Origin of the sequence: Nocardia sp. NPDC006630 (genome assembly GCF_040611495.1) — a bacterium.
Lineage (GTDB): Bacteria > Actinomycetota > Actinomycetes > Mycobacteriales > Mycobacteriaceae > Nocardia.
In genome coordinates, this window is record NZ_JBEXOK010000001.1 from 507,172 (window position 1) to 523,555 (window position 16,384).

The following is a 16,384-nucleotide window of genomic DNA, read 5'->3' on the forward strand; positions in this document are numbered from 1 at the left end:
GTTCTTCCCTCCCTGCGCTCGCCGCTGCGCGGCATTGCTCCGCTCAGTCCAGAACCGGGCGGGCCACGACCTTGGGGCGGATGTCCCTGGGGGCGACCGTTTCTCGGGCGGGATCACCTCAGGCCTTGTCGCCCCGGAGATAGCTGCGAAGCATCGAGGTGACCTGGGTGATCTGGTCTACGGGGAGGTGTTCGTCGCGCTTGTGGGCGAGGTTGGGGTCGCCCGGGCCGAAGTTGACGGCGGGGATGCCGCGGGCGGCGAAGCGGGAGACGTCGGTCCAGCCGTATTTGGCGCGGACGCCGCCGCTGCCGTGTGCGTGCACGATTTCGATGAGGTCCTTGGCGGCCGGGTTGGACAGGCCGGGCAGGGCGCCGGGGGCGCCGTCCGTGCGTTCGAAACCCAGGTCCAGGCCCGAGAAGACCTCGCGCACATGCTCGGTGGCCTCATCGAGGGTGCGATCGGGCGCGAAGCGGAAGTTCACATCGACCTCGGCCACATCGGGCACGACATTGCCCGCGACGCCGCCGGAGACGCGGACCGCGGACAGGCCCTCGCGGTACACGCAGCCGTCGATCTCCACCTCCCGCGCCTGGTATCCGGCGAGGCGCTCCAGCACGGGCGCGAGGCGGTGAATAGCATTGTCGCCCAACCAGGCTCGGGCGGTGTGCGCACGCACGCCGGAGGTGGTGAGCCGAATCCGCAGGGTGCCCTGGCAGCCCGCTTCGATCCATCCGCCGGAGGGCTCACCGAGAATGGCGAGGTCACCGGCCAGCCATTCGGGCAGTTCGCGTTCGATGCGCCCGAGTCCGTTGAACTCGGCGGCGATCTCCTCGCAGTCGTAGAAGATGAGCGTCAGATCATGCACCGGATCGGCGACGGTGGCGGCCAGGTGCAGGAATACCGCATCGCCGGATTTCATATCGACACTGCCGCAGCCCCACAGCTCCCGCTCGCCCTCGGCCCCGACTTCGAACCGGCTGGGCACATTGTCGGCAATCGGCACGGTGTCGAGGTGCCCGGCGAGAATCACGCGCGTGGCCAGACCGCGATTGGTGCGGGCCAGCACGGTATTGCCGTGCCGCAGAATTTCGAACCCGGTGGTCTGCTCGCGTACGGCCCGCTCGACGATATCGGCGATCACCGTCTCGTCCTTGGACACACTGGGAATATCCACCAGAGCAGCGGCGAGGTTTATGGGATCGGCGCTCAGATCGATGGTCACCCACTCCACCCTAAAGGAGGGGTTCCCTACTGCACAGTTGCTGAAGGTAACCTTGACGGCCGTGAGCACTCAGGGAGCAATAGCAGTCGGCCTTGCCACGATCACCGCCAATGGAACGGTCCTGGACACCTGGTACCCGTACCCCGAGCTGAGTGACGTGACCGATACCGGGTCGAAGCGCCTGGACGCCTCCGATATCGAGTACGCCAAGTTCGCCGAGGTCGCCGGGGTCGATGAGGCCCGCCGGGTCGAGGTTGTCGTGGTGCGCACCAGCATTGCCGACCTGTCCGCCCCGCCGATCGACACCCATGACGTCTACCTGCGGCTGCACCTGCTCTCGCACCGCCTGGTCCGCCCGCACGGCCTGAACCTGGACGGCCAGTTCGGTCTGCTCGCGAATGTGGCGTGGACCAACCACGGCCCGTGCTCGCTCGAAGAGCTGGAGCTGACCCGCCTCAAGCTGCGCGCCCGCGGCCCGGTCACCGTGTACAGCGTGGACAAGTTCCCGCGCCTGGTGGACTACGTGGTCCCGTCGGGTGTGCGCATTGCCGATGCCGACCGGGTGCGCCTGGGCGCGCATCTGGCCTCGGGCACCACGGTCATGCACGAGGGCTTCGTGAACTTCAATGCCGGTACGCTCGGCAATTCCATGGTGGAGGGCCGTATTTCGGCCGGCGTGGTGGTCGGCGACGGCTCCGATGTCGGCGGCGGCGCGTCCATCATGGGCACCCTGTCCGGTGGCGGCAAGCAGGTCATCTCGCTCGGCGAGCGCTGCCTGCTCGGCGCGAACTCGGGCCTGGGCATCTCCCTCGGCGACGACTGCGTGATCGAAGCCGGCCTCTACGTCACCGCCGGCACCAAGGTCACCCTGCCCGACGGCGCGGTCATCAAGGCCGCCGAACTCAGCGGCAGGGACAACCTGCTGTTCCGCCGCAATTCCGTCACCGGCGCCGTAGAAGTGGTGCCGCGCAAGGGCACCGGCATCGAACTGAACGCCGCCCTGCACGCCAACGACTAGGTTTCGCCGAGAACCTCGCGGATGAGTGCGGCGATATCGCGAAGCCAGGCGGCCGCCGCGGCGTCGGAGGTGTCGTCGTCGAGTACCCAGTTACCGTCGGCGGCGACCATCCAGGACAGCGTGCCCGGTGGCTGGGGCGTGTCCAGTACCGCGTCGATGGCTGCCAGCTCGCGGCGGATACCTCGCTGATTGCGCTGCGCGATCCGGAGCAGATGATCGCGTAATTCGTCCAGGCTCTCGCAGTCGGCGACGAATGCGCGCAGGAAATCCCGAACCTGATCCAGCGCGGGCGGCAGCGGCCGATTCGCGTGTGCGCGCAGCTTTTCGGGAAGCTCCATATCTATCAGCGTAGTAGGCCGGCCGGGTACGCGGAGATGACCACGAACGACGGCGGGCGGCCCGGAACCAGGTTCAGGACCACAGTGGCGAAGCTGGTTCGGTTGGCGCGCGCCGACTTCGGCCCGAGCCCGTTCATGCCTTCGTTGTAGAACCCCTCTCCGGTCAGGTGCCCGGTGTCGAAGGTGGCCTTGTGAAATTCGTCGAGGGCGAGGTCGCTGCGAACGGTCTCCCAGTTCGCCCGGAGGTAGTCGTTGATCGTCCGGCTCATCGTCGAAATATCCGGCCAGCGGTAGGACCAGTTCTGCGCGTGGGCCCACGGCGGATCGCCGTAGATCCGGCCCTCGATGGTCCGGTCCCCCGGCGCGGCATCGTCTCGGTGCAGCGGCACCTCCGGCCCGTGCCGATCGATGGTGTGCGCACCGTCGGCCGCATGGGCGGCATCGTTCTCGCCGATGTTCACCCGAGGCGGTGCTGCGCCCAGCGCATCGTAGATCTCGGTGGCCTTGCGCACCGCCGGGTCGGGTGACGCGCCCCCGCCCCCTGTGCTGTGGGGTGTCTCGTCCAGGTGGCCGAGCACGTTCGAATGATCCACCCCGACATACGTATCCGTGACGCTGCGCAGCCCGGCGGCTCCCGACCGACAGGGTCCGGCAACCGCGACAGTCTCCTGCTCGGGGCCCAGCAGGTCGATCAGCCGTCGACCGACTCCGATCAGGGCTTCGCTCGGGTTCATCGACCCGAGCAGGCATCCACTGCCGGGACCACGCCGGAGAAGCGGCGTCGAAATCGGCAGGCGGGGACCACCGTCACCTCCGTTGCGCTGCGCGACTCTCCGACCCAGTGTGCCGGAGAACGGATCTGGGCACGGTCGAGTCATCCCAGCAGTGGGAACACCCGTTTCGGCGGAGAGGTGCGGCGGCGGTCGCTCAGTCGATGCCGAAGGCGATGATGCGCTCGGGGGTGATGCGGATCAGTTCCGGGGAGCCGCCGGGGATGTAGGTTTCGACGTCGCGCAATGCCTGTGCGGTGCCGCGGATTTCGAGGCAGCGGACGGTCCAGGGGTGCACCGAGGGCACATCGTCGACGACGAAGGCGACGCGCTCCTCCTTGCTGAGATTGCGGAACTTCTGGGAGGCGCCCATATTGTGGCCGGCGATATCGATGGTGCCGAGCGCCTCGTTGTAGCGGAAGCCCACCGGATTGTTCTGCGGTGAGCCGTCCGGGCGAATGGTGGCGAGCCGGCCGAGCCGCTGACCGGCGAGGTATTCGAGCTGCGCGGGCGACAGTGTTGCGATCATGTAGGCGACGTTAGGACCTCGAGTGCGGTTCAGGTCAAGCGCAACGCCCGCTGTTCACTCAGAGCAGCAGTTTCTTCTGCACCTTGCCCATGGCATTGCGGGGCAGTGACGGCACCACCCGCACCTCGCGGGGCCGCTTGTGCGCCGAGAGTTCCGCTCCCACATGATCGATCAGCTGCTGCGCCACGGAATCGCCTGCGCCGTCCCGCAATACGACATAGGCGACGATGCGCTGCCCCAGATCGTCGTCGGGCAGTCCGACGACCGCGGTCTCCGCCACGGCGGGATGCCCCAGCAGCGACGTCTCGATCTCCCCGGCTCCGATGCGATATCCACCGGATTTGATGAGATCCACCGACTCCCGCCCGACAATGCGATGGAAGCCCTCGGCGTCGATGACGGCGACATCACCGGTCTTGAACCAGCCGTCCCCGGTCCAGTTCTCGGCCGTCACCTCCGGCTTGTTGAGGTACCCGTCGAAGAGCATGGGCCCGCGCACCTGTAGCCCGCCGACGCTCTCACCGTCGTGCGGGAGCGGTGCACCGGCCTCGTCGACCAGCCGCGTCTCGACTCCGGCGACGGTGGTGCCCACCCAGCCGGGCCGGCGTTCCCCGCCGGGCCGGGTGGAGAGCGTGATCATGGTTTCGCTCATGCCGTAGCGCTCGATGGGGGCATGCCCGGTGAGGGCGCGCAGCCGCTCGAAGACCGGGACCGGCAGCGGCGCACTTCCGGAGATCAGAATGCGCGCATTCGCCAATTGCTTTGCCGCATCCGGTTCTTCGGCGATGCGGGACCAGACCGTCGGCACGCCGAAGTACATGGTGCCGGGCGCGGCGGCATACGCCTCGGGCGTGGGCTTGCCCGTGTGGATCAGCGGGCTGCCGACCCGCAGCGGTCCCAGCATGCCGAGGATGAGCCCGTGCACATGGAACAGCGGAAGTCCGTGCACCAGCACATCGTTCGCCGTCCAGCCCCAGGCCTCGGCGAGGGCGTCGAGTCCGGCGGCGATGGCGCGCCTGCTGAGCATCACGCCCTTGGGCGCACCGGTGGTCCCGGAGGTGTAGAGAATGAATGCCGTTGCCTCGGGCGGGGGTTCGGCATAGGTGTGCCAGGACCGCGCATGCGTGCGCACCGGCACCACGGGCAGGTCGCTGCCCGCCGGGGCCTCACCCAGCCAGGCCTGCGCACCCGAATCACGCAGGATGTGCGCGAGTTCCGCACTGCCCGCATCCGGCGGCACCGGCACCACGGTGACGCCGGCGATGAGGCAGCCCACCACCGCGAGCACCGTGCGCACCGTCGGCCGGGCCAGCACCGCCACCCGATCGGCCTGGGCGATCCGCTCGGCGACCGAGGTGGCCCCGCCCAGCAGATCGCTGCGCGAGAGCGTCACGCCGTCGATGGTGACGGCGTCCGGAATATCGGCTCCGGCGGCCACGGCGGCCGGATTCAATGAGCTCAGCAAAAGCGGCGACCTGTACGACACGGTGCTCACGCTACCGAATTGCTGGCCGGACACCGATTTCCGCTCCCGGTACGGCGATCGAATCATCCAGATCGCAAATCTTCCATCGGGTATTCGGGCACCGCACAATCAAGATCACACGTTAGTCGAGGTGTTGGTAACTGCCCGTTTGCGTCCCGTTCATTCGGGGGACGCTGCCAGCAAATCTCGTGTGATAGACAACCAGTCGACGTCATAAAACGTGGCGATCAAAGCTTTTACGGAAGAAGAGCATCAATGAGCAAGCTTCGTGCATTCGGCGTGGCCGTCGCGGCCGCCGGTATCGTTTTCGCCGGTGCGGGTTCGGCCCTGGCCGACACCGTCGCCGTCACCCCCGCGAGTGACGTCGCCGCCGACAACACCGGATCCGCCACCGGTTCCTCGAACTTCAGCACCCTGCTCACCAAGCTGCTGTCCTCCGGTTCGGGCCAGCCGGGCAAGCTCCCGGGCGCCGTCGCCGCCGACAACTCGGGTTCGGCCACCGGTTCCTCGAACTTCGGCACCCTGCTCACCACCCTCCTGAACTCGGGCTCGGGCCAGCCGAAGGCGCTCCCGACCGCTGACGAGTCCCCCATCGCGGCCGACAACTCCGGTTCCGCCAACGGCGGCGCCAACTTCTCCACCCTGCTGGCGAAGCTGCTGTCGAGCGGCTCCGGCCAGCCGGGCAAGCTCCCGGGCGCGTAACCCCCGGACCGGTGTCGCCCCTCTCGGATACGGACCGGGGCGACATCCGAAACACGAAGCGGCCCGGAACTCTCCGGGCCGCTTCGCTGTTCTCCGGGGGCAATGGCGGCCATGGGCGATGGCCGCGACCGGGACACGAATAGGGTGCGAACCCGCCAAGTCGGTTGACAGGTGAGCCGAGTGGGTAAGAAAGTTTGTGCATAACCTTCTCACCCGAGGATGTGGTCAACGATGACCAGGCCGCTCAGCGCTCTGCCGCAAACGCCCCCGACCGCCGAACCACCCATCGATATCCGGCAGTTCCTCGACGGCGCCGTCGGACTGCTCGGCGGGGCGGCCAATGTGATCATGCAGCTCTCCCTCCGGCCCGTCGGCTACGGCGTGGTCGAGAGCCCGGTGGAGAGCGGGAACGTCATGATCCACCCGATCAAACGCCTGCGCACCACCGTCACCTACCTGGCCGTGGCGCTGCTCGGCACCGATTCCGATCGCGCGGCCTATCGCGCGGCGGTCGACACCTCGCACCGGCAGGTGCGGTCCCGCCCCGGAAATCCGGTGAAGTACAACGCTTTCGATCCCCGGCTGCAGCTCTGGGTGGCGGCCTGCCTCTACTGGGGCGCCAAGGACCTCTACGAGCGCATGCACGGCGAGATGAAACCGGCCGATGCCGACGCGTTCTACCGGTACTCCGCCCGGCTGGGCACCACACTGCAGATGCGCCCGGAGATGTGGCCCGCCGATCGTCCGGCGTTCGAACGCTATTGGACCGAGAATCTGGCCGTCACGGTCATCGACCCGAAGATTCGCGCCTATTTCGAGGACCTCATCGATCTGAAGATGATGCCCGCGCCGGTGCAGCTGGCGTTCGGCGGCATCCACCGCTTCTTCGTCACCGGCCTACTGCCGCAACATCTCCGGGACGAGATGGGGATGACCTGGTCACCGCGTCAGGATTGGCTGCTGGCCCGCACGCTGCGTGCGATCGGCGCGGCCGAGGCGGTGGTCCCGACCCCGGTACGCAGCTTCCCGCTCAATGCCTATCTGCTGGATATGCGGCTGCGCCGGCGACTGGGCCTTCCCCTGGTATAACCCGCCGTTCATCTGAAGGCGTTGCGCGTCAGTAGATCCGGAATCCCGGCACGACGTGATCGATGGCGAATCGGCGCAATGCCGCTTCGTCATCGAGCGGAATAACCGTCTGCGGGGTCAGCGCCAGCGAGAGTGCGCTGCGCGCAATCATTTCCGCGAGCGGCAGCGGATCGTATTCGGGAAGTTTGCCTTCCGATTGCAGGCGCGTAATGAATTCGGCGACATAATCGCGGCCCAGTTCGATGACGGCCGCGCCCTGCACGGTGAGATAGGGCAGTACCATCTCCGGCTCGGTTTTGAGCAGTCGCTCCAGCAGTACATTGCCGCGCAGTCCCTCGATGCAGGCGACGAACAGGGCGACGATCTGCTCCTGGGCGTCGGCGTCCCGCTCGCTCTGCGAGTGCACCGCGGCATCCACATCGGCGATGAACTGCCGAGCCTGCCGCAGCCCGACGGCCTGGATCAGATCGGATTTGCCGGCGAATCGCCGATAGAGTGTGGCGAGTGACAGGCCGCCGCGGCGGGCGACCTCGACCATGCTGGTGCGTTTGATTCCGAAGTCCAGGAAGGCCACCAATGCGGCATCGAGCACCTTGGCCTGATTGCGGTCCTCCGGACCGGATCCGCGCACGAGCGGCAGGAGTTTGGCCAGCTTGGCCATGGTCCGGCCCCTTTCGAGTCGCGAAGATACGATGAGGCACCAATCATCGCACATTGACAGTGCGGCACCTCGATGAGAAGGTGAGAGCAAGAGTTTCTCACACTCTCCTCATTGGTGAGGAATGACGACGAGGATCGAGTCAACGATGACCGCCCCCCTGCGCAAGTCTTTCGATGATGCCTCCGGCCTGCCGGAACCACTGACTCCGGAAACCGTCCGCGCGCATATCGACGGTGTTGCCGCCTTCCTCGGCGGCGCGGCCAATGTCATCATGCAGCTGTCCCTGAAGCCCGTCGGCTACGGCGTCATGGAGAGCGATGTCCGCAGCGGCAGCGTCATGGTGCGCCCGATCAAACGGCTGCGCACCACCCTCACCTACATCGCGGTCGCCATGATCGGCAATGACGAGGATCGCGCCGCCTACCGCGAAGCCGTCAATACCTCGCACCGCACCGTGCACACCAAGCCGACCAGCCCGGTGAAGTACAACGCCTTCGATCCGAAGCTGCAGCTGTGGGTGGCGGCCTGCCTGTACTGGGGCATCGACGATCTGTACCACCGCATGCGCGGTCCGATGGATCCCGAAGTGGCAGAGGCCTTCTACCGGTACGGCGCCCGACTGGGCACCACGCTGCAGATGCGCGCGGAAATGTGGCCGCCCACCCGCGACGCGTTCTACGCGTACTGGGAGGAAACCCTCGCCACCCGCCATATCGACGAGCCCACCCGGGCGTACTTCAATGCCCTCACCGATCTCAAGATGCTGCCGTATCCGATGCAGTTCCTGTTCGGCGGACTGCACCGCTTCATCGTGACCGCCCTACTCCCCCAGCATCTTCGGGAGGAGATGGGGATGACGTGGACGGCGCGCGACGAACGCTTCTTCGGGCGCCTGCTGCGGCTGATCTCCGCGGTCTGGACCCGGATGCCGCAGGTGATCCGGATCTTCCCGTACAACTTCTACCTCGCGGATATGCGCCTGCGCCGGCGCTTCGGACGGCCGCTGGTCTAGCCGTCACCTCGCCAGGCCGGGCAGCGCGACCAGCGGAATCGGTCTCCACCGCTCCGGTACGGTTCCGGCATCGGCGACGACGGCCCGCAGGTCCGGTAGCGCACCGGGATCCAGGTCGGCGAGCCACGCGGGTTCGGCCAGCAGGTGCGTGACCCACTCCTCGGCGAGCGCGGTATCGAGGTCGATAGCGTTGCCGGGCAATACTATCGACGCGCCCGCCATACCGGCGGCCACCAGTTCGAGCACCGCGAGCGGGCCGTCCGTGCGACCCAGGTGGTAGGTGCGGGATTCGAAGGTCAGCTCGGCTTCCGACCGCACTCGATCGGCCATGGCGGCCAACTCGTCATAGGTCACCGCGCGGGCGCCCGCGGTGGCGAATGCCGTATCGCCGCCGCGCAGAACAGCTTTTCGATGTGCGTAGGTCACCGGGCGAGCGGACTGGGCCGAGACCTCGGCGGCGATGGCCGTGTCGTCCAGGCACAGCCAGTCGATGCCCGGCGCCGAGACCGCAGCGCCGAGGGTCAGGCCGACCTTCACATCCAGTCCGGCCGGCGGTAGCGAGTCGACGGCCCGCAGCGGGACCAGCACCGCACCGGTCTTGAGCACCGCCCAGGAGGCCACGGCCAGCTCGACACCACGGTCGAGGCAGACCGCGACGCCGGCCCCGGGGCCGCTGCCGCGCTCGACCAGCGTTCGTGCCAATCGTGAAGAGCGCGAGTCGAGTTCGGCATAGGACAGTGCCCCCGCACTCCACACCACGGCCGGGTCGTCCGGATCGTCCTCGACCACCGCCAGGAGGGATTGCGGCAGCTCCGCGCCCCGCGCACCCGCCCGGAGCAGCAGGACATCCGTATTCGGCTGGGCGCGTGGGTATTCGGTCCTCTCCGGGAGGCCGATATCGCCCACCGGCAGGTGCGGGTCGGAGGCGACGGCGGTAAGTACGCGGTTCAGGTGACTACCAAGCGCAACGATGGTGTCCCGATCGAAAAGGTCTGTGGCATAAGAGAACACTACGGCCAGCTCGCCTGGGGTCCCGTCCACCGCGCGCAGCGGTTCGACGCCGATCTGCAGATCGAACTTCGCCGCCGCCAGCTCCGTATCCCAGGCCGCGACGGTCAGGCCCGGCAGCTCCAGGACGGCGGTTTCGGTGTTCTGCAGGGTCAGCACGACCTGCAGTAGTGGATTCGCCGCGGTACGTCCGGCGAGATCGGCGACCACCTCGAACGGCACATCGGCATGCGCGAAGGCGGAAAGGTCGGTATTGCGGGCCGATTCGATCAGATCGTCGAAAGAGGCCGAGTCGTCCACGGTGGTGCGCAGCGTCAGCGTATTGACGAACATGCCGACCAGATCGTCGAGCGCCCGTTCCCCGCGCCCGGCAATTGGCGTGCCGATCACAATGTCGGACCCGCCCGAGATACGAGCCAGCAGCACCGCGACCGCGGCGTGCACCACCATGAAGAGTGACGCATTATGGCGGCGCGCGATGCGGTTCAGTGCGGCATGGATGTCCGCGCCGACCGTGAAATCGACAATCGCACCCGCCAGGGACGCGACCGCCGGTCGAGGGCGATCGAGTGGCAGCAGCGCTGTTTCAGGCAGATCGGCAAGTTGTCCGCGCCAGTACCCCAGCTGTTGCGCCGCAAGGGAATCCGGATCGGTGACCGAGCCCAGAACGCCGCGCTGCCAGATGGCGAAGTCGGCGTACTGCACCGGCAGCGGCGTCCAGCCCGGTGTTTCGCCGCCGGAGCGCGCCAGGTAGGCGGTCATCAGGTCGCGGGCGAGCGGGGCCATGGAGGCGCCGTCCGCTGCGATGTGATGCGCCACCACAACGAGTAGGTGGTCGCCGGGGGTGTCACCGGTCAGGAGTCCGAGCCGCACGGGACTCGCCGCGGCGACATCGAATCCACCTTCGACCAGCTGGGCGATACGAGCACGCACCGCATCCGGCGTCGCTCCGGGTGATCCGGCCGGTGCATCGAGCTGTTCCACCTGCAGACCGCCGGGCAGTACCGCTGCCACCGGCAGGATCTCTTGGAAAGGCGTGCCGCCGGGGCCGGATTCGGGATAGCGGGTGCGCAGCACCTCGTGCCGGGCCAGCACGTCCTCGGCGGCGCGGCTCAGCGCGTTCGTATCCAGCCCGCCGGTGAGCCGGATGACCATGGGGATGTTGTACGCCGGTGAGTCGGTGTCGAATTGGTTGAGAATCCACATGCGCTGCTGGGCCAGTGACAGTGGCGGCCGGTCGGCGTCTTCCCGCGGGTACGGGAGCAGCGCCGGTCGCGCACCCGCCCGCCCGGCGGCGGCCGCGCCGGGCACGATGCGTGCCGCCAGTTCGGAAACCCTTGCGGTCTCGAACAATTCGCGCACCGTGAGAGCGCCGTCGAGAGCCTCGTTGATCCGGGACACCGCGCGCGTGGCAATCAATGAATTGCCGCCGAGAGCGAAGAAGTCGTCGTCCGCGCCGATGCTGTCGGCGCCGAGCAGGTCGCCGAAGACTCCGGCCACGATCTCCTCGACAGGCGTCGAGGGGGCGCGAAAATGCTCGACCTCGAATACCGGAGCCGGGAGGGCTTTCCGATCGAGCTTCCCGGAAGCGGTGAGCGGGAACGCATCCAGCTCCACCAGGGCGGACGGAACCATATAGCTGGGCAGCACGTGTGACAGCGCTGCCTTCAGATCGCCGATTGTCACCTCGGCGCCGGACTCGCGCACGAAATAGCCGACGAGTTGATCGCCGATATGAATGTCCTTGCGCACCAGGGCCACCGACTGAGCCACGCACGACTGGGCGAGCAGTGCGGCCTCGACCTCACCGAGCTCGATGCGCAGGCCGCGGAGCTTCACCTGGAAATCGTTGCGCCCCAGGTATTCCAGTTCACCGGCCGGACTCCATTTGACCCGATCGCCCGTGCGATACATGCGTGCACCGGGCAGCCCGCGTTCCCCGAACGGATTGGCCACGAACCGATCCGCGGTCAGATCCGGCCTGCCCAGATACGCGGTCGCCAGCTGCGCCCCCGCCAGGTACAGCTCACCGGCGATTCCGGGAGCCACGGGATGCAGACGCGAATCCAGCACGTAGACCTGGGTATTCCACACCGGCCGCCCGATCGGCACCGACCGCACATCGGCATCGATCACCTCGTGACAGGTGACATCCACCGCCGCCTCGGTCGGCCCGTACAGGTTGTGCACAGCCGCCCCGGTCAACTCCCGCAACCGCTGCGCAGTCCCCCCGGGCAGCGCCTCCCCCGAGGCGAACACCCGCCGCAGCGCCATCCCCGCACCGTCCCCGCCCGGCACCACCCCCTCGTCATCCCCGCCCAGCAGCACCCCCCGGTCATCCCCGCCCAGCAACACCCCCCGGTCATCCCCGCCCAGCAACACCCCCTCGTCATCCCGGCGTGCTTGTGGCCGGGATCCACCGCCCTCGAGCTCGGCAACAAACGCCGCCAGCATCGACGGCACGAAATGAGCTGTGGTGATCCCCTTCTCGGCGATCAAGCGCGCGAGATACGCCGGGTCCCGGTGCCCGCCGGGTTTGGCAACGACCAGCTGCGCACCGATCTGCAACGGCCAGAAGAATTCCCATACGGACACATCGAAGGTCGCCGGAGTCTTCTGCAGCACCACATCATTCGTGGTGAGCCGGTACTCGGCCTGCATCCAGAGCAGCCGATTGACAATGGCCGCATGGGAAACAGCCACCCCTTTGGGGCGGCCGGTGGAGCCGGAGGTGAAGATGAGGTACGCGGTGTTCCCGGCCCGCAGCGGTTGCGTCCGTTCATGATCCGCGATGGGCGCACCACCGGGGTAGGCCGTCTCCTCCGGCTCGTCGACAGGGAGTACCGGAATCGCGCCGGAGCTGAACCCGTCCCCCGCCGCTGTCAGGACCAGGCACGGCTGCGCGATATCGAGAATGTACGCGTTGCGATCGAGCGGCTGATCCGGGTCGAGCGGCACATACGCAGCTCCGGCCTGGAGCACGGCATAGATCGCCACGACCAACTCGGTGGAGCGCCGTATAGCCAGCGCGACAGTCGATTCCGGCCCGGCGCCCGCGCCGATCAGGCGGCGCGCCAGGCGATTGGTCCGCTCCGACAACTCGCGGTAGGTGAGCCGCTCCTGTTCGAAGGTCAATGCGGTCGCCTCGGGCGTAGCCGCCACCTGGGCCTCGAACAGCGAAACCAGCGTCGCCGCGGCACCGTTCGGCAGATTCGCCACGGTGGTCACGTCGAAGCCGGTGGCATTCCAGTCACCGAGCACCCGCTGCCGGTCACCGTCGGTGAGCAGATCGATATCCCCGACCGCGAGATCCGGGTCGGCGGTCACCGCCGCCAGTACCCGCTGGAAACGCTGTGCGAAGGCCGCGATCGTCGGCTCGTCGAAAAGATCCAGGGCATAGGAGAATTCGGCCGCCATCCCGATGGCCGCACCGTTCTCATCGTGCGATTCCTGCATGGTCAGCTGCAGATCGAACTTGGCGAACGGTATCCGCAGATCCGCGCCCGCCACGGTCAGCCCCGGCAATTCCAGCCGGGTGGGCGCCATGTTCTGGAAGGCCAGCATGACCTGGAACAGTGGGTTGCGCGCCTGGGAGCGGGCCGGATCGAGCAGATCGACCAGCCGCTCGAACGGCACCTCCGTCTGCCCGAAGGCACGGGCGTCGGCCGTGCGCACCTGCCGCAGCAGCTCCTCGAAACCCCCGCCCGGGTCGATATCGCTGCGCAGCACCAGCGTATTGACGAACATGCCGATCAGATCGTCGAGTTCGGCCGCGCCGCGACCCGCCACCGGCGTGCCGATGGCGATATCGCGGGTGCCGGACAGCCGCGCGAGCAGCACGGCCAGCGCGGCGTGCACGACCATGAACAGCGTCGTATTGCGGGACTCGGCGAATGCCGTTGTCGCCGCGTAGATTTTGTCGTCGATACGGAACCCGAAGGTGCCGCCCCGGTAGGACGCGACCGGCGGCCGCGGCCGGTCGAAGGGCAGGACCAGCTCGTCGGGCAGATCCGCCAGATTCTCCCGCCAGAAGGCGATCTGCTGCGCCAGCGGCGATTCCGGATCGTCCTCGCTGCCCAGGGTTTCCCGCTGCCACACCGTGTAGTCCGCGTACTGCACGGCCAGCGGCTCCCAGGCCGGTTCCCCGCCCCGGGCGCGCTGGGCGTAGGCGGTGACCAGGTCGCGGGTGAGCGGGCCCATCGACACCCCGTCCCCGGCAATGTGATGGATGACCGCGACCAGTACATGGTCGTCGGCCCCGATCCGCAACAGCCGCAAACGAATCGGCGGTGTGGCGGTGATATCGAAACCCGCTCCGGCCACCTCTCCCACCCGCGAGGCGATGGCGGCCGGGTGCACCTCCTCGAGCGAAAGGTGCGGCACGGCGCGGGGATCACCGAGCGGCAGGACCAGCTGATAGCCCTCGCCGTCGACCTCCGGATAGATGGTGCGCAGCACCTCGTGTCGCACAACCAGATCCCGCGCCGCCGCACGCAAGGCCTCGATATCGATGGCCCCCGTCAACCGCACCGCCAGCGGAACATTGTCCACCGCGCTGTCGGGATCGAACCGGTTCAGGAACCACATGCGCTGCTGCGCGAAGGACAGCGGAATTCGTTCCGGTCGCGGCAGCGCACCCAGCGCCGGACCGGCGGCGGACGCGGCATCCCTCGAAAGTTCTTGTGCGAGTGCGGCTACCGAGGATGCCTCGAACAGGAGGTGCACCGGCACCCGCAGGCCCAGCTCATTGCCGATACGCGCCGCCGCCTGCGCCGCGAGCAGCGAATTGCCGCCGAGTTCGAAGAAATCGTCCTCCGCGCCGACGCGCTGATCGGGTCCGTTCCGCAGCAGCAGAATCTCGAACACCTTCGCGATCACCACTTCCACGCGCGTGGCGGGCGCGCGGAACTCGCGGGCCGCGAAGACCGGTTCCGGCAGGGCGTCTCGATCCAGCTTGCCGACCGGTGTCAGCGGAATCTCCGCCAGCACCACAATGGCCGCGGGCACCATGTAGTCGGGCAGCGACGCTCCGGCGAAGGCCGCCAATTCCGCTGTGTCGATGACACTTCCGGCGCGTGGCAGCACGTAGGAGACCAGCCCGGTCACTCCCGACGGCAGCGTTCTCCCCAGTGTCGCCGCATAATCCACCTCTGGATGCGCCGTCAGCGCGGTGTCGATCTCACCGAGTTCGATCCGCAGGCCGCGAATCTTCACCTGGTGATCAGCGCGGCCCAGATACTCGATGGTCCCGAATTCGGTGCGCCGCACCAGATCTCCGGTGCGATACAACCGCCGTCCGGCACCCCCGTCGGCGAACGGGCTGGCGACAAACCGCTCCGCCGTCAGATCCGGCCGCCGGTGGTAGCCCTGCGCCAGCGCCGGACCCGACAGATACAACTCGCCGATCACGCCGTCCGGCACCAGCCGCAACCGCGGATCCAGAATGAACGCGCCGACCCCGGGGACGGCAGAACCGATGACGATGGGGTCGCCGGGGACCAGCGCCGCGGTGCTGGTGACGAGAATCGTTGCCTCGGTGGGCCCGTAGGCGTTGTAGATCGAGCGCTGCGGCGCGGTCCAGCGCTGCAGGAGTTCCGGCGGAAAGGCCTCGCCGCCGACGATCACGGTGGTGACCGTGTCCAGTCCCGCCGGATCCACCGATTCCAGCGCGCCCGGTGTGATCGGCACATGGGTGACGGCTTCCCGGCGCAGCAGTTCGGCCAGATCCGCGCCGCCGAAGACCGCAGGGGGTGCGATCACCAGCGTCGCCCCGGCGGTGAAGGTCAGCAGCGTGATGAGCACCGAGAAATCGAAGCTGGGCGAGCTGGCGTACAGCACCCGGGAGCCGGCGGTAATGCCGTAGTGCTTGCGTTCGGCGGTGATCACTCCGGCCAGACCGGTGTGGGTGACCACCACGCCCTTGGGCATTCCGGTCGAGCCGGAGGTGTAGATGACATAGGCCGCATGCTGTTCGGTCAGCGTGCGCACCCGGTCGGCGTAGGAAACCGGATGTGCCGGATGCCGGGCGATGCGCGCCGCCGCCGGCGGATCATCCAGTTCGATCCAGGAGGTGGCGGCTCCGAGCGCCGCCCGGAACTCCCCGAGGGTGAGACCGAGCACGGCGCCGGAGTCGTTGAGCAGATAGTCGATCCGATCAAGCGGATAGGCCGGATCGACGGGCACGTAGGCCGCGCCCGTCTTCACCACGGCCCACACCGCGAGCACCGATTCGATGGATCGCGTGATGCCGATCGCGACGATATCGCCGGGACCGACACCGCGCGCGATCAGCTCACGAGCGAGCCGCGAGGATCGCGCATCCAGGTCGCCGTAGGTTATCTCGCGCTGATCACCGGGTTCGCCGGTCGGGTTGAACCGGATGGCAATGACGTCTGCCGCGGATTCGACCGTGGCGGTGAGCAGTTGGCCGTAGAGCGGGCTGCCGGACCGCCGCCGGCGATTACCACGCGCGGTACGCGGAACGCTGTCCATGGCGCTGAAGGTATCCGCGCCGAAATCCGCTCACGAGCCGAAAGATCCGGTGCCATC

11 protein-coding genes are annotated in these 16,384 nt (G+C 67.7%); 4 read left to right on the forward strand and 7 right to left on the reverse strand.

Annotated elements, in window-relative coordinates; genetic code table 11:
- Positions 1-118: 118 nt before the first annotated feature.
- Positions 119-1,222: a succinyl-diaminopimelate desuccinylase gene (gene dapE / locus ABZX86_RS02330; RefSeq protein WP_355119176.1), complete on the reverse strand. Its 1,104-nt coding sequence runs from the start codon at positions 1,220-1,222 to the stop codon at positions 119-121.
- A 61-nt stretch (positions 1,223-1,283) separates the two neighbouring features.
- Between dapE and dapD the strand changes: the two genes are divergently transcribed.
- Positions 1,284-2,240, forward strand: coding sequence for a 2,3,4,5-tetrahydropyridine-2,6-dicarboxylate N-succinyltransferase (dapD, locus tag ABZX86_RS02335; RefSeq protein WP_355119178.1), 957 nt, complete (start codon positions 1,284-1,286; stop codon positions 2,238-2,240).
- Here dapD and ABZX86_RS02340 read toward each other — a convergent pair.
- From ABZX86_RS02340 to ABZX86_RS02355, 4 genes are all read right to left on the reverse strand, one after another.
- The gene (locus tag ABZX86_RS02340) at positions 2,237-2,578 is read right to left on the reverse strand and encodes a hypothetical protein (RefSeq protein WP_355119180.1); all 342 of its coding nucleotides are present in this window, start codon (positions 2,576-2,578) and stop codon (positions 2,237-2,239) included. The two genes, dapD and ABZX86_RS02340, sit on opposite strands and share 4 nt — an antisense overlap.
- Positions 2,579-2,583: 5 nt before the next feature.
- Positions 2,584-3,312 (reverse strand): hypothetical protein, encoded by a 729-nt coding sequence (locus tag ABZX86_RS02345; RefSeq protein WP_355119182.1) that lies wholly within the window; start codon positions 3,310-3,312, stop codon positions 2,584-2,586.
- Between the two features lie 193 nt (positions 3,313-3,505).
- Positions 3,506-3,877 carry a PPOX class F420-dependent oxidoreductase gene (locus ABZX86_RS02350; protein ID WP_355119184.1) on the reverse strand — a complete coding sequence of 124 codons (372 nt, stop codon included), beginning with the start codon at positions 3,875-3,877 and terminating at the stop codon, positions 3,506-3,508.
- 58 nt (positions 3,878-3,935) lie between these two features.
- Positions 3,936-5,363 carry an acyl-CoA synthetase gene (locus ABZX86_RS02355; RefSeq protein ID WP_355119186.1) on the reverse strand — a complete coding sequence of 476 codons (1,428 nt, stop codon included), beginning with the start codon at positions 5,361-5,363 and terminating at the stop codon, positions 3,936-3,938.
- Between the two features lie 255 nt (positions 5,364-5,618).
- Between ABZX86_RS02355 and ABZX86_RS02360 the strand changes: the two genes are divergently transcribed.
- Both ABZX86_RS02360 and ABZX86_RS02365 read left to right on the forward strand, forming a co-directional pair.
- The gene (locus ABZX86_RS02360) at positions 5,619-6,065 is read left to right on the forward strand and encodes a hypothetical protein (protein ID WP_355119187.1); all 447 of its coding nucleotides are present in this window, start codon (positions 5,619-5,621) and stop codon (positions 6,063-6,065) included.
- A 231-nt stretch (positions 6,066-6,296) separates the two neighbouring features.
- Positions 6,297-7,154 carry an oxygenase MpaB family protein gene (locus ABZX86_RS02365; RefSeq protein WP_355119189.1) on the forward strand — a complete coding sequence of 286 codons (858 nt, stop codon included), beginning with the start codon at positions 6,297-6,299 and terminating at the stop codon, positions 7,152-7,154.
- Between the two features lie 28 nt (positions 7,155-7,182).
- On the opposite strand, the gene ABZX86_RS02370 is transcribed toward ABZX86_RS02365, so the two are convergent.
- On the reverse strand, positions 7,183-7,815 hold the full coding sequence (locus tag ABZX86_RS02370) for a TetR/AcrR family transcriptional regulator (protein ID WP_355119191.1): 633 nt from the start codon (positions 7,813-7,815) through the stop codon (positions 7,183-7,185).
- A 145-nt stretch (positions 7,816-7,960) separates the two neighbouring features.
- On the opposite strand from ABZX86_RS02370, the gene ABZX86_RS02375 reads away from it, so the two are divergent.
- Positions 7,961-8,827, forward strand: coding sequence for an oxygenase MpaB family protein (locus tag ABZX86_RS02375; RefSeq protein WP_355119193.1), 867 nt, complete (start codon positions 7,961-7,963; stop codon positions 8,825-8,827).
- 3 nt (positions 8,828-8,830) lie between these two features.
- On the opposite strand, the gene ABZX86_RS02380 is transcribed toward ABZX86_RS02375, so the two are convergent.
- Complete coding sequence (locus ABZX86_RS02380; RefSeq protein WP_355119195.1) at positions 8,831-16,327, reverse strand: amino acid adenylation domain-containing protein; 7,497 nt, start codon at positions 16,325-16,327, stop codon at positions 8,831-8,833.
- Positions 16,328-16,384: the final 57 nt, after the last annotated feature.

Excerpts from the sequence above, each read along its gene's own strand:
- ABZX86_RS02365 (WP_355119189.1), top strand. The coding sequence starts at position 6,297 with ATGACCAGGCCGCTCAGCGCTCTGCCGCAAACGCCCCCGACCGCCGAA.
- ABZX86_RS02370 (WP_355119191.1), bottom strand. The coding sequence starts at position 7,815 with ATGGCCAAGCTGGCCAAACTCCTGCCGCTCGTGCGCGGATCCGGTCCG.
- ABZX86_RS02380 (WP_355119195.1), bottom strand. The coding sequence starts at position 16,327 with ATGGACAGCGTTCCGCGTACCGCGCGTGGTAATCGCCGGCGGCGGTCC.
- ABZX86_RS02375 (WP_355119193.1), top strand. The coding sequence starts at position 7,961 with ATGACCGCCCCCCTGCGCAAGTCTTTCGATGATGCCTCCGGCCTGCCG.
- ABZX86_RS02340 (WP_355119180.1), bottom strand. The coding sequence starts at position 2,578 with ATGGAGCTTCCCGAAAAGCTGCGCGCACACGCGAATCGGCCGCTGCCG.
- ABZX86_RS02345 (WP_355119182.1), bottom strand. The coding sequence starts at position 3,312 with ATGAACCCGAGCGAAGCCCTGATCGGAGTCGGTCGACGGCTGATCGAC.
- ABZX86_RS02350 (WP_355119184.1), bottom strand. The coding sequence starts at position 3,877 with ATGATCGCAACACTGTCGCCCGCGCAGCTCGAATACCTCGCCGGTCAG.
- ABZX86_RS02360 (WP_355119187.1), top strand. The coding sequence starts at position 5,619 with ATGAGCAAGCTTCGTGCATTCGGCGTGGCCGTCGCGGCCGCCGGTATC.